Below are 24784 nucleotides of genomic sequence, written 5' to 3'. Positions count from 1 at the left end.
ATCGTCTTATAGCAACGCTTCACAATTCATAAAGTTAATATAGCTGATGCACGCCAGAGAAGGATCTCGCGCATTTCCCCTTATGCCGTTAATCCTTCTTTCGGTATTGCCTGATATAAGCAGCTTGTCCCTCTAACAGACAGTTAGCGAGTTTCTATTTTGAATAAATTAACGGCATTGAGAAAAGGTTATGCAAAGGTATTCTTCTGGCTTCTGGTCACGCTATTTTTGATCCCCGCCATCACGCTGGTATTTGCTGAATACGGCAGTAATCAGCTTAACCAACAATATACTCAGATCTTTATTGATGACGCCCGCGGGCAAAATCAGGACGTCGGTAAACTGACGGATTTCCTGCAACAAAATCCACCCTCCAGCGTCTGCGGCCCCGTGTCGGAAGATCTGCTCGATTATAAAAATGCGGTGTGCGCCGAGAAGTCCGAACTGTGGCAATTCTACATGATGGACAAAGTGGCATTCTGGACGCTTATCGCCAGCGCTGTTGTGCTGCTGATGGTGTTGCTGTTCAGCGCCCTCGCTTTCAGGAATCGCCAGGGACAATTGCTGAGCCTGACACTGGCCCGTCATTTCCTGATGCTGGCCAGTGCGCTGGAAGTATTAGTGCAAGGTGCGATGCTGGTCTGGCTCTCGTTCTGGGGCACGGCATTCTTCACGCAAACCTACTATCCAAAACTGGTGATGGCGGTCGGCCTGCTGGTGCTGGCCGGGATGTTCTACATGATCAAAGGCATCTTTAAAAAGCTGCCGCGTGAAGACGGGATCGAAGGTGAAGTCGTGACGCGCGACGCCGCGCCCGCGCTGTGGGCACGTATTGATACGCTGGCGGCCAAAGTCGGAACGACACCGCCTGACCATATCATTGCCGGCATTGATACTAACTTCTATGTGACCGAAGCGCCGCTAAGCGTCAACGAGCATCCACTGAGTGGCCGCAAGTTGTACGTCAGTATCCCCCTGTTGCGCCAGCTGACCACCGCACAGGCCGACGGCGTGATGGTGCATGAGCTGACACATCTGCATGAAGGCGATACCGCATCAGGCGCGCTGCTCGGGCCGAAGCTGCACCGTTTTGATATGTATACGCACCTGATGGGTCAGAACGTCGCGACACTTATCGTCTTTTATCCTCTGTGCCTGTACCGCATGTTGTTCGAACTGGCATGGCAGCGTAACAGCCGTGAACGTGAGTTCATTGCCGATCGCAGCGCAGCGACGCACACCACGCCTGCCGCGATTATCGAATCACTGATTAAAATCTCAGCCTATGCCAGCTATCGCAGCGAAGTCGAACGTACCCTGTTCGATAACAAAACCCTGCATGAGAACGAGTTGGGGATCAGCAAAGCGATAGCCGCAGGTCTGCCGCAACACGTCAGCTCGCCAGACTTTATCAGCCTGATGCGCGAGCAGGATGTACCGCACCCGTTTGACTCCCACCCGCCGTTGACGGAAAGAATGCGCAACGTCGACTACCACGTGGAAGAGTTGGGCTATGCCGCGATTGCAGCTGAACCCCCTGCTGAAAGCTGGGTGGATCTGATGCCGGTTGCCGAACAGATTGAGCAGCAGCTGTGGCAGAAGTACGAGCGTGATTTCTCATCGGTACATGAAGAAAGTCTGGCGTGGCGTTATCAGCCTGAGGGCGAAGAAGAGACGGCGCTGGTACTAAAACATTTCCCGCCGGTGGCCTTTACGCTGAAAGATGGTTCTCAAATCGAGATCACCTATCAGGGCGTCGTGAAACCAAAAACGGGGGAATTACTGGAGTGGGATAACGTGAAGAACATCAACGTGATCCGCCAGTTCGGCACTGAGGTGCTGTATCTGCAACACGTCCAGCCGAATGCGCAAGGGAAAAAACGCAGTGAGATCCGCCTGCCAGGTCTGAAAAAGGAAATTGAAGAGTTTAAAAATACGCTGGGCTACTACTGGCATCGTCACCAGACGGTGCGTGCGTTGCAGCAAGAGGAAGAGGCTGCCGCTGCGCAAAGCTAAAAGCCGGTAACGAAAAGCCCCGCTGAACACCTTGTGAGATGTGTTCAGCGGGGCTCTGTTTTTTCATCAGGCCGCTTTAATCGCGCGAACCTTTTTCGTTTTTACAGCGTCTTCGGTGTGTTCTGCCACGTCCGCGTCTTCAACAGGTGTCTCTTCTGCTGTTTCAGCGTCGGCCTTCACGTCGGCAGGTGCCGTTTCTGCTTCCGGCAGTTTGCTGGTGCGCAGGATATGCTGAACGGTATCTTTCTGCTCGGCAAGGTGCAGCGCAATGTTTTCCGCCAGAACCTCGTCGATCTCGATTTCGCTCTGTAACAGCCAGTCAGTAAAAGCATCTGCCATGTCGAGCATTTTGTCGTAGGCGTCCGCTTCTTTCTTATTGGCAAATGTCATTTTTTCTTCACCTTTTCTGACGACAACAAATTTTGTTTCAACAGCCATGATTCTCACTCCTTATACTGTAATTATATACAGCATATCAACAATGGATGACGTTGACATCATACATTTAAATTTTTACGTTAGTATTTTAACGGGCTCATTATACGGTGATATCAATGAAAGATGTGCAATGCTGGACGAAAGACGGGTACCTCATCACCACAGACATTGAAAAGATGGATATTTCAGCCATCCAGCATTACCTGACCCGTTCGACCTGGGCGGCAGGTATTGATGAACAGACCGTGCGCGATGCCATCGCCAATAGCCTGAATTTCGGGTTGTTCGACGGAGACAAACAGATTGGTTTTGCCAGATTTATCACCGATTATGCCACCTTTGCCTACCTGTGCGATGTGTATGTTCTCGAGGATTATCAGGGCAAAAATCTGGGGGGATGGTTAGTGGAATGCTGTCAGTCACACCCGGTTACCGCGCGATTGCGCCGCATGATGCTGTTTACCACCACGGCGCCGTGGCTTTACAAGAAGTTTGGCTATGAGCCAGTCAATACGCCGGATTACGCGTGGGCGATCGCCCGTCCGGACATCTATCTCAACAAACACTAGTTGCTGCACCTCTGACGCCCGAACCGCAGGCGTCAGAAGTTTCACGTTTTACCTGAAAATATTTCCCGGATTTTAGAACGTCTCCCAGGAGCCTTCGTCAGTTTTATCAGCCGGTAAACGCGCGCGGCCAGACAACAGTGCAGGTCTTTTCAGCGGCGACGGCTGGCGTAGCGCAGTATTTACCGCCGCGGCGCTGACTTTAAAGATGCTGATCGATTCCGCCAGACGCTCGGCCTGCTCGTTCAGCGAGTACGCTGCCGACGAGGCTTCCTGCACCAGCGCGGCGTTCTGCTGCGTCACTTCATCCATTTGTGTAATGGCTTTGTTGATCTCTTCGATTCCGGTGCTTTGCTCATGGCTGGCGATAGAAATCTCGCCGACGATATCCGTCACGTTCTTCACGCTGGACACCACTTCTGCCATGGTGGCACCGGCTTTGGCGACCAGTTGCGTGCCGTTATCGACTTTCGATACCGAATCGTCGATCAGTACTTTGATTTCTTTCGCCGCAGAAGCAGAACGTTGCGCCAGATTGCGGACTTCAGAGGCCACAACCGCAAAACCACGCCCCTGTTCACCAGCACGGGCAGCTTCTACCGCGGCATTCAGCGCCAGAATGTTGGTCTGGAAGGCGATGCCGTCAATCACAGAAATGATATCGACAATTTTGCGTGAAGAAACGTTGATTCCCTCCATGGTGCTGACCACCTGCCCGACCACTTCGCCCCCTTCGACGGCCACGCGTGATGCCTGTGCCGCCAGCTGATTAGCCTGACGCGCGTTTTCGGCATTCTGTTTTACGGTGGCGGTTATCTGTTCCATCGCCGAGGCGGTTTCTTCCAGTGAACTGGCCTGCTCTTCGGTACGCGAGGACAAATCCAGATTACCGGCGGCGATCTGGCTGGACGCGCTGCTGATCGCCTGCGTGCCTGAACGGACCTCAGTCACGATGCGCAGCAGATTTTCGTTCATATTTTTCAGCCCCTGCATGAGCTGGCCGGTTTCATCGGAGGAGGTCACGCGGATTTCTGTGGTCAGGTCTCCGGCGGCCACGCTTTCAGCCACCTGCACGGCGGTACCGAGCGGACGGATGATCGAGCGGGTCAGGAAATACCCCATGATCATTGCCAGCAGCACGGCAATCAGGGAGAAGACCAGCGTCAGCTCAATCGCGGTTTGTCCATCGGCGACGGCTTTTTTACCTTCGGCTTGTAACTGCGCATCCTGAGAATCAGCAAAGGCGGTCGCCAGCCCCAGATAGGCATTCTGAGAAGTGGTGAGTTTACGCAGCACATATTCTGTCGCGCCCTCCACATCACCGGCCTGGGCTAAACGTATCAGTTCTTCTTTACCCGCTTCAAAGACATCACTGGCATCCTGCAGTGCTTTAATTTTTTGTTTACCGGTCGGGGTGGACTGAATAGCGGCAATTTTATCCATCGCGAGATTGGTTTGTTTGATGGTGTCGTCGAGCTGTAAATAACGTTTTTTATTTTGCTCCGGATTTTTAGTATCAATGACTATTCCGCGCAAAAACTTTATCTGGTCATTCACCCCGTCGCGAACATCAAATGCCAGACGGACTTTCACATAACGGTCGTTTACAATTTGCTCAATACTGCTGTTAATACTGCTAATTTTTATGACGGCGGTGGCACTGACGATGATTAAAAGCAGGATGATGAGGCCGAATGCGGCACCTAAGCGGCTGCCCACGCGCATATTGTTGATCAGTTTAAACATGTTATTTCCCTTATTTCCGGGCCAATAAAAACAAATACAATGAAAAATAATTCAAAATATTGATGATTACATAGCGGGACTACTTTCTAATGATTATTAAATTCAAATGAGTTATCGGTATGAATAAGGGGAACTTTAGGCGGGATATTTACGGGAAAGTGTAAAGAGAGGTGAATGAATTTATAACGTTACTGAACAAAGTAACGTTATAAATGGAAATTACGCTTTAGGGCAGCCAGTCACCTGCGGATAGGCAGTACACACTAATTGCAGTTTGTTGACCGGTTCAAAGCCCTTTTCATCCATACATTTTTGCGCCTGTGCAGCGCGACCAATGGAAGGTGAAACCGGGTTCGATCCCAGCGGATGTGGATAACCACAGGCGTACATAACGGGTATTGCCTCTCGTTGATTTTCACTGACATGCGAGAAATGTTGTGATGCGCCTTTTCTGCGCCAGCTGACCTGATCGTATTCCTTCATTCCGCTTTCAGGTTTGATGTCATAAAAACCTCTGTCAGCGTCAAACGGCAGCGCCTCAAGCTCTTTCAGACTGAGTTCATGCCCGCGCTTTTGCGCTACACAGGCCGGAAGCTGTGTTCTGACGTCGCAAAAATCGAAACCGCCTTTATAGGTAAATCCCTGCTTATGCATACACTGAAAGCGCAGCGCGGTGAAATTATCCGGTTCGTAGGTCACGGTTCTGAACTGATAGCCACATTTGACCATCGCCGCCCGTACGCCTTCCTGTGTCGTTGAAGGCCGTTGCCATTGCTCATTCTCATAAGGTGGCGGGCAACCGGTGAGCAGAAATACCGACGCCACCAGCGCCGGGAGGGTGAAAAAGTGCACTTTGCGTAACATCATTCTTCCTTGTGATCAGGCAGTCAGGGTTTCTTCCAGCCAGCCGACGCGCATTTCTGGCACCGAACGCAGCAGTTCGCGGGTGTAATCATCCAGCGGTTCCACCAGTGTAGAAGCAACCGGCCCCTGACGCACAATCCTGCCTGCTTTCAGTACCGCAACGTCGTCTGCAATTTCGCGCACCACCTGCAAATCATGGGTGATAAACAGATAGGAAATGCCGGTGTCCTGCTGGATTTTACGCAGCAACGCCAGCACGTCGCGGGCGACCAGCGGATCGAGTGCCGACGTCGGTTCATCACACACAATCAGTTTCGGCTGCGCCGCCAGCGCCCGCGCAATACAGACGCGCTGCTTCTGGCCGCCGGAAAGCGCAGACGGAAATCGTTCCGCCAGTTCAGCGTGCAGTCCGACCTGCGCCAGCAACTCACTGACGCGTGTGTCGCGCTGGCTGCGGCTGAGATCGGAGAAACAGGCCAGCACGCGGGCGATCTGGCTGCCGACGCGTTCTTTCGGGTTCAGGGCGGTATCCGGGATCTGATGGATTAGCTGCACGTCGCGCAGTTGCGTACGGCTGCGCTGCCGCAAACTGGCGGGCAGTGTTTGCCTTTCCAGACTCACTTCTCCGGCTTCCGGGCTGAGCAGCCCGCAAATGACTTTGCCGAGCGTCGATTTCCCCGAGCCGGATTCACCGATCACCGCCAGTGTGCGACCGCGAGGCAGGGTCAGTGAGACATTCTGCAAAACCGCCTGCGCATGGTAGCGGGCACTGATGTTGTCGATAAACAGCGCGACCGGTGCCTCGCCGGTTTGTGGCTTTTTTACCTCGCCCTGCGCATGCAGAAGGCGGCGGGTGTAATCCTGCTGCGGCTGGGTCAGAAGCTGTTCTACCGGTGCCTGTTCCACGGTTTTGCCCTGCTGCAATACCATAATCTGATCGCTGATTTGCGCGACAACCGCCAGATCGTGACTGATATAAATCGCCGCCACGCCGGAAATGCGGATCACATCACTGATGGCTTTCAGTACGCCGAGCTGCGTGGTGACATCCAGCGCGGTAGTCGGCTCATCGAAAATCAGCAGTTCCGGTCCTGCGCACAGCGCCATAGCGATCATCGCGCGCTGTAACTGCCCACCGGAAACCTGATGCGGATAGCGCTGATAAAACTGCTGAGGCTGCGGCAAACCGAGCAGTTCAAACAACTCAATGGCCTTCGCCTGCGCTTGCTGGCGGTCATACACTTTATGCCTCAGCGACGCTTCAATCACCTGTTCGCCCAAGGTGATCGCCGGATTAAAGGCCGCGCCAGCGGACTGCGCCACGTAGGCAATATGCCGTCCGCGCACCTGCCGCAAGCGGCGGTCGGACAGCGTGGTCAGCTCCTGTCCGTTGAACAGAATACTGCCGGATTCAATGCGCATCCCCTGACGGCAATGCCCGAGGATCGCCAGCCCGATGGTGGATTTCCCCGCACCGGATTCACCAATCAGCCCCAGCACTTCGCCGCGTTTGACCGTGAAAGAGACATTATCGACTAACGTGCGCGGGTTTTTACCGGCGGAAACCACAGACAGTTTTGTTACGGTTAACAGGCTCATCCTTTTCTCCCCCACACGCGGGTGGTTCCGCTCATCAGCCAGTCCGCCACGGCGTTCACCGCCAGCGCCAGCACGGCAATCGCGCCGCCGGGCACCAGCGCCGCCCAGACGCCAAACAGAATGCCGTCTTTATTATCACGCGCCAACCCGCCCCAGTCGGCGGTCGGCGGCTGAATGCCTAATCCGAGGAAAGACAGCGCCGACAGGAACAGCAGAATAAAGATAAAACGCAGGCCGAATTCGGCGATCAGCGTCTGTAGCGCGTTGGGTAAAATGACATGCCAGAGGATCCAGCCGAGGCTTTCGCCGCGCAGACGCGCCACATCCACAAATTCCATCACGCCGATATCCACCGCCAGCGATCTTGCCACGCGCAGCACGCGGGTGGATTCCAGCAGACCCAGCACCAGCGTCAGCACCGGAATCGTTTTTGGCAGCACGGCGAGGACGATCAGCGCCAGAATCAGCGTCGGGATCGCCATCACAATGTCGTTACAGCGAGAAATCACCTGATCCAGCCAGCCGCCGCGCAGACCCGCGATAAAGCCCAGCGTACAGCCGACCGCAAACGCCACCAGCGCTGCAAGCGCGGTGACGCCGAGCGAGACGCGCGTGCCCCAGATCAGCCTTGAGAGCAGGTCGCGACCGAGATTATCGGTGCCCAAAATAGCGTTTGGCCCCGGTAAATCCCAGGACATGCCGAGCGTCTGATCTGGCGCGTGCGGTGCCAGCCACGGCGCGAAAATCGCGATAAGAATAAAGAGACTCAGCACCAGCAGGCCGAGTATCGAGGAAGGTTTTAAAGCAGGCATTGCAGCAATTCCTAAAAGTCAGCGGTTGTGGCGTAAACGCGGATTGGCGACCAGCGCCATCACATCTGCCAGCAAATTCAGCAGGATATAAATCCCGGCCAGCAACAGCGCACAGTCCTGCATCACAGGAATGTCACGTTTGCTGATGCTGTCGACCATGTATTGCCCGAGCCCCGGATACACAAAGACGTTCTCGACAATCACCACACCGACCATCAGATAGGCCAGATTGATGGCCACCACGTTGATAATCGGACCGATGGCGTTCGGCAGCACGTGACGCCAGAGAATGCGCGAAGGCGCAAGCCCTTTCAGCAGCGCGGTGTCTACGTAGGCTGAGCTTTGCGCGGCAATCAGCGCCGCGCGGGTCATGTTGCTCATGTGTCCGAGGATCGCCAGCACCAGCGTGGCACACGGCAGTGAAATCGCCGAGAGTTTAGCGCCCAGCGGCATGTCTGCCGTGATGCTGCTGTTGCTCGGCGCCCACGCCAGCGTGATGGCAAAAATCAGGATCAGCAGATAGCCGGAGAAAAATTCCGGCAGCGCCACGGTGGCACGGGTGACGGCGTTGAGCAGCGTATCGACCCAGCTGCCGTGATAGCGCACGGAGATAAAGCCGATTAACAGCGCCAGCGGAACGGCGATGGCGGCGGTGCATCCGGCCAGAAACAGCGTGTTACCCAGACGGGTAAACAACGGGCCGCTGATGGCTTCACGGGTAGAGAAACTGGTGCCGAAATCGCCGTGCAGAATGCCAAACAGCCAGCCCAGATAGCGGCTGACCGCCGGTTTATCCAGACCGAGTTGCAGGTTCAGTTCGCGGATAGCGTCAGGCGTGGCGCTCTGACCGAGGATCGCCGTCGCGGCATTACCCGGTAACAGTTGCACCCCGGCGAAAATCAGCACGGAGACCGCCAGCACGATCAGCACGCCGTAAAACAGGCGCACCAGCACCATGCCGAAAAGCGACGAACGGAGGAGCGAAAAACGGCCCGCAGGCCGTTGAGTTGTATTTGGTGAGGACAAATCAGACATTATTTTACCCGGCTCAGCCTTCGATCCAGACTTTCTCTGCCGCACGGTTGCCACTGAGCGGCATTCCCGGAACGGAGGTGAACCCTTTAATTTTTGTTGAACAGCCATCGAGCGCATCGGCATACAGCGGAATGATTTCACTGCCCTGGTCGACCAGCATCACCTGAATATCATGGTAAATCTGCTTACGGCGGGCTTCGTCCGGCTCACCGCGCGCGGCTTTCACCATCGCATCAAAGGCCGGAACGTGCCAGGCGGACTCATTCCACGAAGACTGGCTGGTGAACACTAAAGAAAGCAGCGCATCGGCGGTCGGACGGTTCGCCCAGTTTGACGACACAAAGGCTTTCTTCTGCCAGATGTCATTCCAGAACGCATCGTCCGGCACGCGCACCACGTTAAGATTGATCCCAGCTTTCGCGGCAGATTGCTGATAAAGCTGACCGGCATCGACCGCGCCCGGAAAACCGGCGTCGGCGACGTTAAGCGTCAGCGGGCCGCTGAAGCCAGATTTCTTCCAGTGGAACTGCGCTTTTTCAGGGTCATACGGACGCTGCGGAATATCTTTAGCGAAGTAACGGTTCGACGGGAAGATCGGATTGTCGTTGGCCACGCTGGCGTAACCGCCAAGCACAGTATCAATAATTTGCTGGCGGTCGATCGCGTATTTCAGCGCCAGACGGCCATCGACATTATCGAACGGCGCCAGATTCGACAGCCCTGGGAAGGTATAAATCATGCTGTCTTTGGCGCGCACCAGTTTCAGATTTGGCATGCGTTCGATACGGCTGACAATGCGCGGGTTCACGCGGTTAATGAGCTGCGCGGAGCCGCTGACCAGCGCCGCAACGCGTGCGGTGGAATCGTTCATCGCCAGCGTTTCTACCGAATCCACGTGGCCGCGTTCGCTGTTCCAGTAGTTCGGATTGCGTTTGGTCAGGGTGGTCACGCCCGGCTGGAATTTCTCCAGAATGAACGCCCCGGTGCCGATGCCTTTATCGAAACTTTCGTTTTCGGCGGTGATCGCAAAATGCACGGCGCTCAGCAACCAGACGAATTCGACGTCCGGCGCGGTCAGTTTGATGGTGACTTCATGTTCGCCGGTCGCTTCAATCGAGCTGGCGGTTTCCAGATAGCCTTTCACCGGTGAGGTGGATTTCTCGCCACGGTGGTGATTCAGGGAGTACACCACGTCTTTTGCGCCAAGCGAGCGGCCATCGTGGAACTGCACGCCCTGACGGATTTTCAGCACCCAGGTTTTGCTGCCATCGGTCGATGCCCAGGATTCGGCCAGCGAAGGCGCAAGTTTGGCGCTCTCGTCGATTTCGACCAGATTGTTGAACAGCTGCGAGCCGACAAAGTACATGTAGGTTTCGAACCAGAACGCCGGATCCAGGCGGTCGGTGCTGGAGGCGTTATCGACGCCCACCACCAGGTGACCGCCCTTCTTTGGTTTTTCCGCTTCGGCGGCAAAGGCTTTGCCCAGCCAGCTGGAACTGGTGGCGGCGGCGATGGAAAGTGCCCCCGCGCTTTTAATAAACGAACGACGATCGATCATGTTTTATCCCCTGTCACTGAGGGCATTCGCCCTCAAGCTCTGATTCAATAATTTTTATTTTTAATGATGCTATTTACTGAACGCTTGTTTCAGCGTGGCAATGTGTTCCGGCCCGATACCGCAGCAGCCGCCAACCAGCGTCGCGCCCTGCGCCACCCAGTCCTCGGCGAAATCCAGATAACCAGCAGGATCCGTATCCTGACGCATTTTGCTCAGCCCTTCATTGGCACCGCGTTGGTTATCTGAAGGCTCGAAGGCGTTGGCGTACACGCCGATATCCAGTGAAGAATTTTCTGCGTTAAGCGCAGCGCGTGCGGCCTGCACCGCGGCAGCCATCACTTCCGGGCGGCTACAGTTGAATAAAATCGCGCTGGCGGATAAGCGCAATACTGCCGCAACCGCCTCTTCGATGGATTCACCGGAGCGCAGATGCGCGCGGCCCTGTTCATCCAGCTGATCCTGCAAGGTAAACGAAAACCACAGCGGACGCGGGTCATCGCCCAGCACGTCGCGCACGGCTTCCACTTCTGCCACCGAACTCTGGGTTTCTGCCAGCCAGATATCCACAGTACTGGTCAGATTTTCCACCAGCACCTTGAGTAATTTTTTCGCCGCTACCGGCTCGAACAGATCCGGGCGGTAAGAGCCCAGCACCGGAGGAAGAGAACCGGCCACTTTTACCGGCGTCTGCGCGGCATCGGCGGCTTCACGCGCCAGCTTGCCGGAAAGCGCAATCAGCGCCGCACCCTGCTCAGCAAATACGGCGTCGCTGATATGAAAAGGCACCACAGCGTAGCTATTGGTTGTAATCACCTGAGAACCGGCGGCAATAAAAGCATCATGAGCGGCGCGGACAAAATGCGGGGCTTCAATGAGCGCCAGCGCCGACCACTCAGGCTGACGAAACGGGGCGCCCATTCGGGCCAGTTCGCGACCCATGCCGCCATCGAGGATTTGAATGTTATTGATCATTGTGTCGTCACCTGGTGTTTTTCGTAAGCGAATCAACGTCCGTCCCGGCGTTTCCCGAAAGTTGGCACCACTCTACAAAACGAACGTTTAGATGTCTAGATTTCTTAATGGCTAAACTAAGCGAAATTCATTCATTGTGTTTATTGGATGCAATGAAAATATAAATAAACGCGATACCCGAAACACATTCCACGGGCTTTTGTGACAATTATTTCGCTTAAGTCTCGCTAATATAAACCCTTCGTCTTTTCTGCACTTTTTCCCAATTCCGTCATGAAATTTACCTTTGTTATATTTATTTACACCTTAAAGCTCAATGCGTATTATTCTCATTCGTTTTATTGACTGCGTGCTCGAATCCCCCGTCCAGCCTGTGTTTTTTCGGGTCTGGCGGATGTGTTTAGCAGGGCAATCACGCGATAAAAAACTAAAAAACAGTGGCGAAGTAAAAGCAGTATCCAAAAATAAAATAATCGTTTGGAGAATCACAATGTTGTCCGTTTCAGGGATCCATCCAGTTCAGTCAGCGCAGAAGAGAAATAATGCAGGCCGGAAACTTTCACTTTCCGTGATTGCTCTCTTTGTTTCTTCTTCCCTTCATTCCGTTCATGCGGCAGAAACCACGGCACCCAAAGCCGCCGACGATACGGTGGTTGTGACCGGTCAGACCGGCGGCAACGACACCGGCAGCACCGCGCAGGATTACAGCGTGCCGGTTACCACCGCAGGCACCAAGATGCTGCTGACGCAGCGTGATATTCCTCAGTCGGTCACCATTATCAGCAAACAGCGTATGCAGGATCAGCAACTGCTGTCCCTCGGTGACGTGCTCAATAACACCACCGGCATTTCACAAAGCGTGGCCGATATGGATCGCCGGACCTATTACTCACGCGGGTTCCTGATCGACAACTATATGACTGACGGCATTCCAACGGTCTTCGAACCGCGCTGGAATCTGGGCGACGCCGAATCAGATACCGCGTTGTATGAACGTATTGAAGTGGTGCGCGGCGCGACCGGCCTGATGACCGGCCCTGGTAACCCTTCCGCGTCGGTGAACATGGTACGTAAACACGCCGACAGCAAAGAGTTTACCGGCAATGTATCCGCCACCTACGGCAGCTGGAACAAACAGCGTTATGTCGCCGATCTCTCTACGCCGCTGAGTGAATCCGGCAACGTGCGTGGCCGTCTGGTCACCGGCTATGAGGACAAAAACAGCTACGTCGAACGCTACGGCGCAACAAAAAAATTCGTCTACGCCGCCGTGGATGCGGATCTGACCGATTCGACCTTGCTCTCCGCCGGTTATGAATTCCAGCAAAACGACACCGACAGCCCGACCTGGGGTGGAATGCCGCGCTGGTACATCGACGGCAGCAAAACCAGTTATCGCCGTGGTTTCAACTCTGCGCCGGACTGGGCATACAGTAATAAAGAGACTAAAAAACTCTTCACTACGATCAAACAGTCGTTCGATAACGGCTGGACGCTGACCCTGAACGGCACGCATAACGAAACGATGATCGACAGTAAAATGCTGTACATCGACGGTTACTTCGATAAAAACACCGGCGCGGGCGTCTCTTCTTACGCCGGCTATCCGGTTGTCGGCGGCACCGGCTACAACACCGGCAAGCGCAAAGTGGATTCCGTCGATACCTTCGCCAGCGGCCCCTTCGAACTGTTTGGCCGCGAGCATGAGCTGATGACCGGTGTCAGCTACAGCAAACAGCAAAACACTTACTACAGTGCCTTCGCCAATATCTCCTCCGAAGAGTTGGGTAACTTTAACAATTACAACAGCCAGTTCCCTGAAACCGACTGGGGCCCACGCTCGCTGGCACAGGAAGACGTGATCCGCCAGAAATCTGGCTATATCGCCACCCGTCTTTCTCTGGCAGATCCGCTGCACATGATTTTGGGCGCGCGTTATACCAACTGGAATTCACACACGCTGACGGACCAGATTGAGAAGAACAACATCACGCCGTACGCCGGTCTGGTGTTCGACATCAACGACAACTGGTCAACGTATGCCAGCTATACCTCGGTGTTCCAGCCGCAAACCTACCGCGACATCAACGGTGCTTACCTGTCACCGGTCATCGGCAAAAACTACGAAGCGGGCGTGAAATCCGACTGGTTTAACAGCCGTCTCACCACCTCGGTGTCGGTCTTCCGTGCAGAGCTTGATAACGTCGCGCAATCCACCGGCCGCGTTATTCCGGGCACGCAGGATTATGCGTATGAAGGTAAAAACGGCACCGTGAGCCGTGGCGTTGAGTTTGAAGTGAATGGCGCAGTGACGGACAACTGGCAGATGACCTTCGGCGGCACGCGTTACGTGGCCGAAGATGAAAATGACGATGCCGTGAATCCGGAACAACCGCGTACTCAGTTGCGCCTGTTCACCAGTTACCGTTTACCGCAGTTGCAGGATCTGACCGTCGGCGGCGGTGTGAACTGGCAGACTCACGTCTGGAGTGATGTTGCCGGTCCTGATGGCGATGGCACCCGTCATGCCGAACAGGGCAGCTACGCGCTGGTTAACCTGTTCAGCCGTTACCAGGTGAACAGACAGCTTTCCGTGCAGGCGAACATCAATAACCTGTTCGATAAAGAATACGACACCAGCGTGAACCAGTATGTGGTGTACGGCGAACCGCGTAACGTGTCGGTGACGGCAAACTACAGCTTCTGATTTTCCTTCTTTATATAAACACCGCGACCGGCATGATCACTGTGCCGGTCGCGGCTTTTCCCGCCCTAGTGTTCCTGCCAGTCGACAATCAGCTCGCCGTACAGATGTTCCGCTTCCGCCAGACGGCTCAGCAGACAATATTCATCTGTCTGATGCGCCATACCCGGCTCACCCGGCCCGAGAATAATGCACGGCGGATGATTCAGTGCCGGTAACAGCAACGACGCATCGGTGAAATACGGCATGATTTTCGCCTCAAGCGTGGCGGCGTGCAGCGACTGACATCGCCGGTAGACGTTGCTTATCCAACTGTTATCTTGCGCACTGAGCACCGCAGGCAAATCGACCAGCGTGGAAATCGTGACGTTGTCACCGAGTGCAGTGGTGAGATTCTGGCGAATGGTCGCATGTTGCAGGTTTGGCGCCGTGCGGATATCCACGTCAAATTCGGTATGATCGGGCACCGAATTGATGTTCAGCCCGCCATGAATACGCCCAACGTTCAGCGTCGGCTTTTTCATCAGTGGGTGCGACGCGCCCGGTTCGAAATGCTGAATTTTTCCCAGCGCTTCAGTGGCGAGATAAATAGCGTTAATCCCCAGCTCCGGCATCGCGCCGTGGGCGGTTTTACCGCGCGTTTCGCAGCGCAGCCATAACGCGCCTTTATGGCCAATAACCGGATAGTTAGCGGTCGGTTCACCGACGATCAGCGCCCCGACCGGTGGCAGCATCCCTTCGTCGATCAGCGCTTTCGCCCCGTCGCAGCCGGTTTCTTCCCCACCGGTAATGATCATGACGACGCCCTTTCCGGCGCGAATGGCGGTCTGATGCGTCACGCAGGCTACGGCAAACGCCGCGACCGCCGCTTTCATATCGCTCGCCCCCCGTCCGTACAACTTTTCGGCAGTGACGTCTGACCCGAAGGGATCGTGCTGCCAGGTCTGATTCCCCAGCGGCACGGTGTCCAGATGGCCGGTGAAGGCCAGCGGTTTGCCGGGCTGGCTGCCCGGCATTTTCGCGATCAGATTGACACGCTTTTCGCCAAAGCCGCTGAGCGTGACGTCAAAACCCTGCGTCTCCAGCCAGCCGGCAAAAAACGCCATGCAGGCCGCTTCGTCGCCGGGCGGATTGATGGTGTCAAAGCCGAGCAGTTGCTGTGCCAGCGCTAACGTGTGGCCGGTCATCAGGCTTTACCCGTCAGCCAGTCCAGACAGTTCACCCACAGCTGGCGGTAGCCCGGCCATGCGGCGAACTCTTCCGGCAGCCAGTGCGCGGACATATCACTGGTCCACACCAGCGATCGCCCCTGCTGATATTCCCGCACCGCGACCAGCGGATGCTGCGTTCCGGCCACCGTTGCCAGCAGTTTGCCTTCCGGATGCATCTCAACTTCGTTGTAGCCGAGCAGCCACGGCCAGTCACCGGTGATATCGGTAAACACGGCGTGCGGCTCTTTGATGTCAGGATAAATACCTTCCGGGGTTTCGATGCGGTCATCCCACGCCAGACAGCGCACCGGCAGCACTTTTTCCACGGCGGTATTGCGATAACGCGCGCCGCCGTTGATCCCCTGAAAACTGTAATACCCGCCGATCATCATCAGGCTGCCGCCTGCCGCCACGTAATCATGAATAAGCGTCAGGCGGTTGGCAGTGCGCTGACTTTTCAACCAGGTATCCGGGTGCAGCAGCAGCGTATTGGCGCCGATATCGGAAAGAATGATGGCGTCCCACTCCTGAAGCCGGGCCAGTGTGAGTGGAAAACTGACCGGCGCGTCGTGGGCGGTCATGTGGGTGATCTCATACTCGCTGCCCGCCAGCGCGGCAAGAAAACCGGTCGCGCCGTTGTGCCAGGTCGCTGTGGCAAACTGATCAAAACCTTTGATGTGCGTGGATGTGCTGGTCCAGGATTCGCCCACCAGCAGGATTTTCTTCTTCATCACTTTCTCCTTATTCCCCGCCAAAGACGCGCTGCGGGTTTTTAATCATGAGGTTTTCCAACTGCTCGCCGCTGACGCCATGCCGACGCAGACGGGGAACAAAATGCTTCAGGATGTAGCCGTAACCGTGGCCGCCGTAGCGAGTTAACATGGTTTTTAAAAATACGTCCTGCGACAGCAGAATCTGCCCGATGAAACCGTCATCAATCAGCTCGCGAATCGCCCGCGCATTCTCTTCGTCAGACGGAGATTGAGCAGATTCATCGGCGTAGTAGTAGCTCATGCCGATCATGTCGTATTCGAGGAACGCGCCGCGTTGCGCCAGTTCGCGCTGATAGCGTTTATCGGCAAAGCTTGGATTCATGTGGCACAACACGGTGTGGCGCAGATCTGCCCCTTCGTGTTCGAGGATATCCAGCACTTTGTGGCCAAGCCGTTCCCAGCCCGGCAGATGTACCTCGATCGGTACGCCGGTAGCGGCGCTCGCCCTGCCCGCCGCGCGCAGCGATTTTTCCTCATCCGGCGTAAAACGGCTGGAAACACCGATTTCGCCAATAAGCCCGGCAATCACCTCCGGCTTATTCTCCGCACCGCCGACGTCATAAATCAGCTTTTCGGTCAGCTGTTCCAGCGAGATACTTTTCACCCATTCCGGGTGCGACGGCTCGAGATACAAACCGGTGCCCATCACAATGTTCAGGCCGGTGAGGCGTGAAATCCGTTGCAACGCTTTAGGATCGCGGCCAATACCGATATTGGTCGGATCGACCACGGTTTCCCCGCCCAGCGCGCGGTACTTCAGCAGCTCCTCAATCGCCACGTCCACATCGAACAGCTGGCAGTTGTCGCGGCTCATCAGCGGATTGAGTGACAGCTCGCCCAGATTTTCGATTGAGACCGGCATTTCGGCGACGTGACGATCGCTGCAACAGCACGGCGCGACCCACTTACCGGAGGCATCCAGCAGAATGTGTTCATGCATCAGCGTTACGCCCATTTCGGCTAACGGCATTGGCCCAAGCACGGTCATCACCTGACCGCTGCCCACGCCCACTGGCAGCGGATCGGCGTGACGAAAAATTGATCCTTTCATCGGCTATCCTTTCGACGGCGATCGCGCCGGATTGAGAATGCGGGTGTTCAGCCAGATGGCCAGCAGAATGATGGTGCCGGTAGCAATCTGGGTGTAGAACGGGGAAATGTGCGAGAGAATCAGGCCGTTCTGAATAATCGCAATCGACATCGCGCCCAGCAACGTGCCGATGATGGTGCCGAAACCGCCAAACAGGCTGGTGCTGCCGAGCACCACGGCGGCGATGACTTGCAATTCAAAGCCTTCACCCTGATTCGACGACCCGCTGCCGAGCCGCGCGGTGATAATCATCCCCGCCAGTGCGGCGGCCATGCCGCTGATGACATAGACACGAAGCGTGACGGCTTTGGTGTTGATACCGCTGCGGCGCGCGCCTTCAGCATTCGCACCAATGGCGGTCACATAGCGGCCAAAGCGCATGTGATTCAACACGATATGTCCGACGGCCAGCGCAATGATGGCGATCAGGGCAGGCATTGGAATGCCAATAACCCAGGCGCGCCCCATAAAGGCGAAAAGGCTGTCTTCCGGGATCGGAATCGAATATCCCTGGGTAATCAGTAGCGCAACGCCGCGTACCACCGCCAGCATGGCGAGGGTGACGATAAACGCCGGAATGCCTTCGTAGGCGATAAAGAATCCGTTGATGGCACCGACCAGACCGCCGAGCACTAACCCGCCAACCAGCACCACCGGCCACGGCAATCCCCAGTAATTAAGCGCAATCGCCGACAGCGCACCGACCAGCGCCAGCGTGGAGCCGACCGAGAGATCGATACCACCGGTCGTGATCACCAGTGTCATGGCGGTGGCGACGATCAGCAGCGGCGCACTCTGGCGGACGATGTTCAGCCAGTTAGTGCTGCTGAGAAAGTTGTTGGTGATAAGCGAAAAGACCACGCAACAGAAGATAAAAAACAGCGCAATGCTCACTACGCCCGAGTGGTTATGCAATATGCGCCGCGGCAGCGAGTGCCGGATAACCCGTGAACCACTTAAGTTGATCATACTCATCCTGTTTTACCTCAATGCGCGGCGGCAGATTGTGCGGTGAATTTCTCGCCGACAATCAGATTCACAATGTCACCCAGACTGGTTTCAGCCACCTTGCGATCCGCGACGTTGGTGCCTTCGTACATCACCATGATGCGGTCACAAACCAGGAATAAATCCTGTAAACGGTGGGTGATTAAAATGACGCTAACGCCACGGGCGCTGACCCGGCGGATCAATTCCAGCACCGCTTCGACTTCGGCCACCGCCAGTGCGGCCGTGGGTTCATCCATGATCAGCACTTTCGGATCGAACGCCGCCGCGCGGGCAATGGCAATCGCCTGTCGCTGACCGCCGGAGAGATTGCGTACCAGCAGATGAGTGTCAGGAATCGAAATCCCCAGTCCTTTGAGCATTTCCCGCGCATCGGCGTGCATTTTGGTTTGATCCAAAAAGGGGATCCCGAGCAGATGTTTCATTGGCTCACGTCCCATAAACAGATTTCCCGCGACATCGACGGTGTCGCACAGCGAGAGATCCTGATACACCATTTCGATATGGCAACGGCGGGCATCCGCCGGATTGGTAAAGTGCATCTCTTCGCCGTCCACGCGGATGGCTCCGCTGGTCGGCACCACCGCGCCGGACAGCACTTTGGTCAGCGTCGATTTCCCCGCGCCGTTATCCCCCACCAGCCCCAGCACTTCGCCCGGTTCAAGCTTGAGATTCACGCCGCGCAGTGAACGAATTGACCCGTAGGTCTTGGTGATATTGACCATTTCTACCCGCGGTACGCCGGGTTTAGCCTGTTGCATCTGGAACTCCTGTCACCCGATTTCGGTTGTAAGGGGTTTGAAGGCGGGGAGAAAAAAAGTTCTGCTGTTCACGGCTTACACCCTTGTAAACCGGTTTACCTGAATAGCAGAACTGTCTCCAGTGCCCGTGGGACAAAACGCTTTACTACTTACCAGCCGAAGTAGACTAAGCAGCTTCCGTGCCAGAGCGCAGGGGCAAGAGGAACCGGGTTTTCTAACTGGCTGTAATTTCGTTGAATAATTTTTATCAGGCCAGTAAACCGGTTTACTGACTCAGAGGTTTTTAAAGCGTGGAGAACAAGGATTGCGCTAAAACTGTGCGCATTTTGCGCTATTTTGGATCAGGTAACAGGTTTTGAATGGAATCTCGCCCTACCCAGCTGACCGGCAGGCGCGTTTCTGCGGGAACATTTTCCTCACCGTTGAGCAGGCGCAGCATCAGACTGACCGCCGTCCGCCCCAGTTCCCGTGCGGGCTGGCGGATGGTGGAGATGCGCGGCTGGGTGAAATCAGCATAGCTGGCATCATCGAACCCCACCAACGACAACGCCTGCGGTGCGCGCAGTCCAAAGTCGCGCAGACCGTCGAGTAAACCGAGCACCAGAAAGTCGCTGGCGGCAAAGACGGCGGTCGGGCGTTGCGGTCGGCTGAACAGCTGGTGAAGCGCGCGCTGGCCGAATTCGCGGCGGTAATCGCCGTACATCACCCATTCCGGCGGGCAGCTCAGCCCGGCCTGCGCCAGCGCGGTGCAAAAGCCCTGATAGCGTTCACGCACGCTCATCAGCGCATCCGGCCCGCCGATAAACGCGATCTCGCGGTGCCCGGCAGCAATCAGTTGTTCAGTTGCGAGCCTGCCGCCCTGCTCGTTGTCAGCAAAAACTTTCGGCGCGCAGCTGCCGGGAATGTCTTCATCGAGCAAGACAATCCGCTGATGACGCTGAATTTCTTTGCGCAGCGAACCATTATCTGGCCGGTTGGTGGCGAACAGCAAACCGTCGACCTGGCAGGTATCCAGCCAGTGAATAAACTGGCTTTCCTTCTCGGGATTATTGCGGGTGATGCACAGCACCAGGCTGTAGCCGTTTTCGAACGCAGCTTCTTCGGCGGCGTCCGCCAGTTCGGCAAAGAAGGGGTTGGTGATATCCGACAGGACCAGCCCGAGTGTTTCGCTGCCGCCTTTGCTCAGGCGGCGCGCGAGGCTGTTACCACGATAATCGAGCTCGGCAATGGCCGATTCAATCCGGGTGACGGTGGCCTGCGGCAGAACGATGCTGTGATTCATATAGCGCGACACCGTAGCCTTGGAGAGGCCTGCCAGGTTTGCTACATCGGATAACAGCACACGTTTTTTCATCATCAGACCACGTTGGATAAAAGGTATCAGTAACATAACTACGCGCAAGAGTTATAGCATTTTCCACCGCCTGCGCGCCGCTTAAAAATAGCGCTTGACAAAAAATCCTAAGCAGAGAATTGTAATAGCCAGTTTACCTGCACCACCCGGGAAGCAATTCCCAACCGACCTGAAGCATTTTATCCACGCACCGAAACGGACCGGTCGCGAAAATGTTTTTTGACGGCCTCTGCGGTCAGCCTGTTTTTTTTGAACAGGTTTTACGACGATCACTCTGCTATTTGTCCTGCCAACACATTCTGTGCTCAGCGATTATTCGCCAGGGCAATGCTGGTTATATCTCAATTCCCATGAGGACAAAAACAATGATATTCAACACCGGAAAATTTCGTGTTTTAGCACTGGCCAGCGCAATATTTGCGTCAGGAACTTATATGTCTGGCGCAATAGCCGCAGAGCCCACTTATGCACTGGTGCAAATTAACCAGCAGGCGTTGTTCTTTAATCTCATGAATAAAGGGGCCACGGACGCAGCCAAAGCCAGCGGCAAAAATCTGGTGATTTTTAATGCCACCGATAATCCGGTCGCTCAGAATGACGCCATCGAAAACTATATTCAGCAGGGTGTGAAAGGCATTCTGGTCGATGCCATCGACGTCAACGGCATTATGCCCGCGATTAAAGAAGCGGCAGCGGCACACATCCCGGTGATCGCCATTGATGCAGTGTTGCCGGACGGGCCGCAGGCGGCGCAGGTCGGCGTGGATAATATTGAAGGCGGTAAAATCCTCGGCAAATACTTCCTTGAATACGTGAAGAAAAACATGAATGACAAAGCGGACGTCGGCATCGTCGGCGCACTTAACTCTGCCATTCAGAACGATCGCCAGAAAGGTTTCACCGACACAATTAAAGCCAACAAGAAGATAACCGTGGCCGACGTGGTGGACGGACGTAACGTGCAGGACAGCGCGATGACGGCGGCGGAAAACCTGATCACCGCCAACCCGAATCTCACGGCGATTTACGCGACCGGCGAACCCGCGCTGCTCGGTGCCATTGCCGCCGTGGAGAACCAGGGACGCCAGAAAGACATCAAAGTCTTTGGCTGGGATTTGACGGCGAAAGCCATCACCGGCATTGACGGCGGTTACGTCGCCGCTGTGTTGCAACAGGATCCGGAGCAGATGGGCGTACAGGCGCTGAAGGCATTGAACGACATCACCGCCGGTAAAACCGTGCCGAAGAAAATTCTGGTTCCGGCCACCGTGGTCACGAAAACTAACGTCGACACCTACCGCCCGCTGTTTAAATAAACCGGCAATCCGGCCCGCATTATGCGGGCCGGTTTTTGATGTTTCAGGTAGTGCGCTTTAGTAAGGATTTCAGCTCTGCCGCGCCAGGAAATGCGCTGTAGGTACCGGGACGCCCGACGGTAATCGCCGCAGCCTGACTGGCGTGCGCGAGGGATAACGGGTCAATGCCGGTACCTCGCAGCAGCGAGGAAGCCAGCATCACCGCCAGAAAAGTGTCGCCCGCACCGGTGGTATCCACCGCCTGAGCGGCGACAGCCGGGCAAAAGGCTTGATCCGTTTGCGTCGCCAGCGTCGCACCCTTTGCACCCTGGGTGATGACCAGATTTTTGACGCCGACAGGTTGCAGTTCTTCCGCTTCCAGCTGGTTAAGCACGGCGATATCCACCCACGGCCACAGGAGGGCGAATTCCGGTTTGACCGGCGAGGGGTTAAACACCGTGGTCATGCCGCATGATTTCGCCAGCTGAAACAGGCTGCGGGTTTTGTCGAACGTAAAATTGCCCTGCATCAGCATTACATCGCCGGGCACGGCATCTTTCAGCGCCTGAGTGAGCGTCTCGAGGCTTAAGGAATCGGCCGCAGTGGTGGTAGTAATAATGGCGTTATCGCCATCGGCACAGTTAAAAATCAGCGACGTATCGCTGTTACCGGAGAATAACGCGGCAGGTAAAACGCGCAGGGTTTCGTCACGCATTTTTTTCGTTATCCATTGGCCATTCACATCATGCCCAATGGCGGCGATTAACGTGGTGTCTATTCCACAGCGGGAAAGCAGAATTGCCTGATTGGCGCCCTTCCCGCCAATGTCCTGTGAGACTTTATTTCCATGAACAGATGAACCTTTTGTCGGAATATCGGCAATTGCCCAGTTTTCATCGACAGTAATATTACCGACAACATAAACACGCATAGTGTTTCCTTGAACAGGATGAAGAAGATGGTTTCTATATCAGCAGAAAAAATCAATGCAATACAAGCTATTTTTTCACGAAAGAAAGCGGTCATTGGCGTTATTCATTGTGATCCTTTCCCTGGCACGCCAAAATATAACGGAAAATCAATCAATGATATTATCGAGCGTGCACTTCGCGATGCCGATAATTATATTTCCGGCGGCGTTCACGGCCTGATTATTGAAAATCATGGCGATATCCCCTTTTCCAAACCCGAAGACATCGGCCCGGAGACCTCCGCGCTGATGGCGGTGATTACCGACCGGATCCGCACCCGCTTTGATGTGCCGCTCGGCATTAATGTACTGGCGAATGCCGCCATTCCGGCGCTGGCGACTGCCCTTTCCGGCGGCGCGGATTTTGTACGCGTCAACCAGTGGGCGAATGCCTACATCGCTAATGAAGGTTTCATCGAAGGCGCAGCGGCCAAAGCATTGCGCTACCGCAGCCTGTTACGCGCCGAACACATCCGCGTTTTCGCAGACAGCCACGTTAAACACGGCAGCCACGCGATTGTCGCTGACCGTTCGATTAAAGAGCTGACGCGCGATGTCGATTTCTTCGAAGCAGATGCAGTGATCGCCACCGGTCAGCGCACCGGCGACAGCGCAACCCTGAGCGAGATCGACGAAATCCGCAGCGCCACCGAGCTGCCTTTGCTGGTGGGTTCGGGCGTCACGCCGGAGAACGTCGGCGAAATCCTCTCGCGCACGCAGGGTGTGATTGTCGCCAGCGCATTAAAAGTAAATGGCGTGTGGTGGAACGACGTCGAGCTGGCGCGGGTGAAACACTTTATGGAAGCCGCGCGTACCGTGCTGGAGGCGGAGTGATGGAAGCGTTCACCGACCGGCTTTTGCGCGAGCATCAGGATGTCTGGCAAAGGATGCAGCAGCATCCGTTTGTCTGCGACATTGAGCGCGATACGTTGCCAGCCGATGTGTTTAATCGCTATCTGGTCTTTGAAGGCCAGTTCGTCGCGACGGCGATTGCCATTTTTGCGCTGGCTGTCAGCAAGGCGCCGGCTATCCGGCAACAACGCTGGCTGATAGGCGTGCTGAATGCACTGGTGGATACACAGATCGCCTGGTTTGAAGACGTACTGGCGAAGCGGCAGGTCAATCCGGCGGACTATCCGGACTGTCTTCCCGGCGTCAGAAATTTTAGCGACAACATGCTGAAGGTGGCACAACTCGGCAGCTATGCCGAAATCATCACGCTGATGTTTGGCGCAGAGTGGATGTATTACGCCTGGTGCCGTCGGGTGAGCGAAAAAAGTCAGCGCGACCAGGACATACGCCGATGGATAGAAATGCACACAGAAGACGAATTCTATCAGCAGGCGTGCTGGCTAAAAGCGGAACTGGACCGCTGTGCAGAGGAACTGACACCGGGTGAACAGACCTCGCTGTCAGTGCTTTACGGCCACGTACTGCAATGGGAAATTGACTTTCACAGCGCAGCGTATAAAACGTAGAAGATCTGTTGGTTTTTGACAAAAACCGATGCAAAAAGCCGCAGGAATGCGGCTTTTTTATTTTCAATAATAGGAGAGTTTCTATGATGTAAATTAATACATTTACTAATTCGCTATTTCCTTCTCGCCTCTTTTTGATAATGGCAGGCAATCAAAACATTAGTTTTTATTAAGTTATTTAGAAAACAAACTTAACCCTTAATTCATATTCAACCTATCAATACATGATTCAATCAGCCATCAATATTATCCATTAACTTAATAACAACAGTCCGATACTGGACACAACAAAAAACAAAAAAAACTAGATTGAAAATCATTTTATGGTAGCCTTTGCTCCTCACTGAGCACTCCCGATAACGCAACCATATTACTTTGGTGATTAGTTTTCATTATCGACGAGTGGATAAATAGCGTACTAATCTCAAGGCCGACGACAAAAAATAAAGTATTATATTTTATTTGGCGAAATAAAAAATATTATCATCTAAAGTTTTTTGTGAAAATCACGGCTTTTAAGATAGTAAATTTATT

21 protein-coding genes are annotated in these 24784 nt (G+C 54.8%); 6 read left to right on the top strand and 15 right to left on the bottom strand.

Translation table 11 applies throughout. The features are described from left to right. Positions 1 to 159: 159 nt before the first annotated feature. Complete coding sequence (locus I2123_RS24510) at positions 160 to 2016, top strand: M48 family metallopeptidase (RefSeq protein ID WP_213052752.1); 1857 nt, start codon at positions 160 to 162, stop codon at positions 2014 to 2016. Between the two features lie 66 nt (positions 2017 to 2082). Here I2123_RS24510 and I2123_RS24505 read toward each other — a convergent pair whose 3' ends face one another. Next, on the bottom strand, positions 2083 to 2454 hold the full coding sequence (locus I2123_RS24505) for a YebG family protein (RefSeq protein ID WP_213052751.1): 372 nt from the start codon (positions 2452 to 2454) through the stop codon (positions 2083 to 2085). A 116-nt stretch (positions 2455 to 2570) separates the two neighbouring features. Here I2123_RS24505 and I2123_RS24500 point away from each other — a divergent pair, with 116 nt between their 5' ends. Continuing rightward, the gene (locus tag I2123_RS24500; RefSeq protein ID WP_213052750.1) at positions 2571 to 3023 is read left to right on the top strand and encodes a GNAT family N-acetyltransferase; all 453 of its coding nucleotides are present in this window, start codon (positions 2571 to 2573) and stop codon (positions 3021 to 3023) included. 72 nt (positions 3024 to 3095) lie between these two features. On the opposite strand, the gene I2123_RS24495 is transcribed toward I2123_RS24500, so the two are convergent. The 7 genes from I2123_RS24495 to I2123_RS24465 form a co-directional block, all read right to left on the bottom strand. Continuing rightward, positions 3096 to 4766 (bottom strand): methyl-accepting chemotaxis protein, encoded by a 1671-nt coding sequence (locus I2123_RS24495; protein WP_112166199.1) that lies wholly within the window; start codon positions 4764 to 4766, stop codon positions 3096 to 3098. Between the two features lie 219 nt (positions 4767 to 4985). Then, positions 4986 to 5630 (bottom strand): hypothetical protein, encoded by a 645-nt coding sequence (locus tag I2123_RS24490; protein ID WP_213052950.1) that lies wholly within the window; start codon positions 5628 to 5630, stop codon positions 4986 to 4988. Between the two features lie 15 nt (positions 5631 to 5645). Continuing rightward, on the bottom strand, positions 5646 to 7229 hold the full coding sequence (locus tag I2123_RS24485) for an ABC transporter ATP-binding protein (RefSeq protein WP_213052749.1): 1584 nt from the start codon (positions 7227 to 7229) through the stop codon (positions 5646 to 5648). After that, positions 7226 to 8041: an ABC transporter permease gene (locus tag I2123_RS24480; RefSeq protein WP_213052748.1), complete on the bottom strand. Its 816-nt coding sequence runs from the start codon at positions 8039 to 8041 to the stop codon at positions 7226 to 7228. The genes I2123_RS24485 and I2123_RS24480 overlap by 4 nt, the downstream gene beginning before the upstream one ends. Before the next feature lie 18 nt (positions 8042 to 8059). Further along, on the bottom strand, positions 8060 to 9076 hold the full coding sequence (locus I2123_RS24475; protein WP_414060356.1) for an ABC transporter permease: 1017 nt from the start codon (positions 9074 to 9076) through the stop codon (positions 8060 to 8062). A gap of 13 nt (positions 9077 to 9089) precedes the next feature. Then, positions 9090 to 10631 (bottom strand): ABC transporter substrate-binding protein, encoded by a 1542-nt coding sequence (locus I2123_RS24470; RefSeq protein WP_213052949.1) that lies wholly within the window; start codon positions 10629 to 10631, stop codon positions 9090 to 9092. Between the two features lie 72 nt (positions 10632 to 10703). Beyond that, positions 10704 to 11606: a homocysteine S-methyltransferase family protein gene (locus tag I2123_RS24465; RefSeq protein WP_213052747.1), complete on the bottom strand. Its 903-nt coding sequence runs from the start codon at positions 11604 to 11606 to the stop codon at positions 10704 to 10706. Positions 11607 to 12096: 490 nt separating this feature from the next. Here I2123_RS24465 and fhuE point away from each other — a divergent pair, with 490 nt between their 5' ends. Continuing rightward, positions 12097 to 14313, top strand: coding sequence for a ferric-rhodotorulic acid/ferric-coprogen receptor FhuE (gene fhuE, locus I2123_RS24460; protein ID WP_213052746.1), 2217 nt, complete (start codon positions 12097 to 12099; stop codon positions 14311 to 14313). A gap of 65 nt (positions 14314 to 14378) precedes the next feature. Here the strand turns inward: fhuE and I2123_RS24455 are convergent, their stop codons facing one another. The 6 genes from I2123_RS24455 to I2123_RS24430 form a co-directional block, all read right to left on the bottom strand. Then, positions 14379 to 15497, bottom strand: coding sequence for a M20 family metallopeptidase (locus I2123_RS24455; protein WP_213052745.1), 1119 nt, complete (start codon positions 15495 to 15497; stop codon positions 14379 to 14381). After that, positions 15497 to 16252 (bottom strand): glutamine amidotransferase, encoded by a 756-nt coding sequence (locus tag I2123_RS24450; protein WP_213052744.1) that lies wholly within the window; start codon positions 16250 to 16252, stop codon positions 15497 to 15499. The genes I2123_RS24455 and I2123_RS24450 overlap by 1 nt, the downstream gene beginning before the upstream one ends. 10 nt (positions 16253 to 16262) lie before the next feature. Continuing rightward, positions 16263 to 17345, bottom strand: a complete 1083-nt coding sequence (locus I2123_RS24445) for a phosphotriesterase family protein (protein ID WP_213052743.1) — start codon at positions 17343 to 17345, stop codon at positions 16263 to 16265. 3 nt (positions 17346 to 17348) lie between these two features. Beyond that, entirely contained in the window at positions 17349 to 18350 is a 1002-nt protein-coding gene (locus tag I2123_RS24440) for an ABC transporter permease (protein ID WP_167457495.1), read from the bottom strand. Between the two features lie 20 nt (positions 18351 to 18370). Next, the gene (locus tag I2123_RS24435) at positions 18371 to 19117 is read right to left on the bottom strand and encodes an ATP-binding cassette domain-containing protein (RefSeq protein WP_167457496.1); all 747 of its coding nucleotides are present in this window, start codon (positions 19115 to 19117) and stop codon (positions 18371 to 18373) included. Positions 19118 to 19484: 367 nt separating this feature from the next. Next, positions 19485 to 20510, bottom strand: a complete 1026-nt coding sequence (locus tag I2123_RS24430; RefSeq protein ID WP_120078252.1) for a LacI family DNA-binding transcriptional regulator — start codon at positions 20508 to 20510, stop codon at positions 19485 to 19487. Positions 20511 to 20872: 362 nt separating this feature from the next. On the opposite strand from I2123_RS24430, the gene I2123_RS24425 reads away from it, so the two are divergent. Beyond that, positions 20873 to 21823 carry an ABC transporter substrate-binding protein gene (locus I2123_RS24425; RefSeq protein WP_112166176.1) on the top strand — a complete coding sequence of 317 codons (951 nt, stop codon included), beginning with the start codon at positions 20873 to 20875 and terminating at the stop codon, positions 21821 to 21823. 43 nt (positions 21824 to 21866) lie between these two features. Here I2123_RS24425 and I2123_RS24420 read toward each other — a convergent pair whose 3' ends face one another. After that, on the bottom strand, positions 21867 to 22733 hold the full coding sequence (locus I2123_RS24420) for a PfkB family carbohydrate kinase (protein ID WP_213052742.1): 867 nt from the start codon (positions 22731 to 22733) through the stop codon (positions 21867 to 21869). 27 nt (positions 22734 to 22760) lie between these two features. On the opposite strand from I2123_RS24420, the gene I2123_RS24415 reads away from it, so the two are divergent. Then, entirely contained in the window at positions 22761 to 23606 is an 846-nt protein-coding gene (locus I2123_RS24415) for a BtpA family protein (RefSeq protein ID WP_213052741.1), read from the top strand. Next, entirely contained in the window at positions 23606 to 24250 is a 645-nt protein-coding gene (locus I2123_RS24410; RefSeq protein ID WP_213052740.1) for a TenA family protein, read from the top strand. Before I2123_RS24415 ends, I2123_RS24410 begins: the two co-directional genes overlap by 1 nt. The last annotated feature ends 534 nt before the right edge of the window (positions 24251 to 24784 follow it).

It is taken from the genome of Rahnella inusitata (assembly GCF_018288855.1).
In the GTDB taxonomy this organism is placed as follows: Bacteria; Pseudomonadota; Gammaproteobacteria; order Enterobacterales; family Enterobacteriaceae; genus Rahnella; species Rahnella inusitata.
The sequence above is the reverse complement of the archived record's forward strand: the minus strand, read 5'-3'. Positions and strand labels throughout refer to the sequence as shown.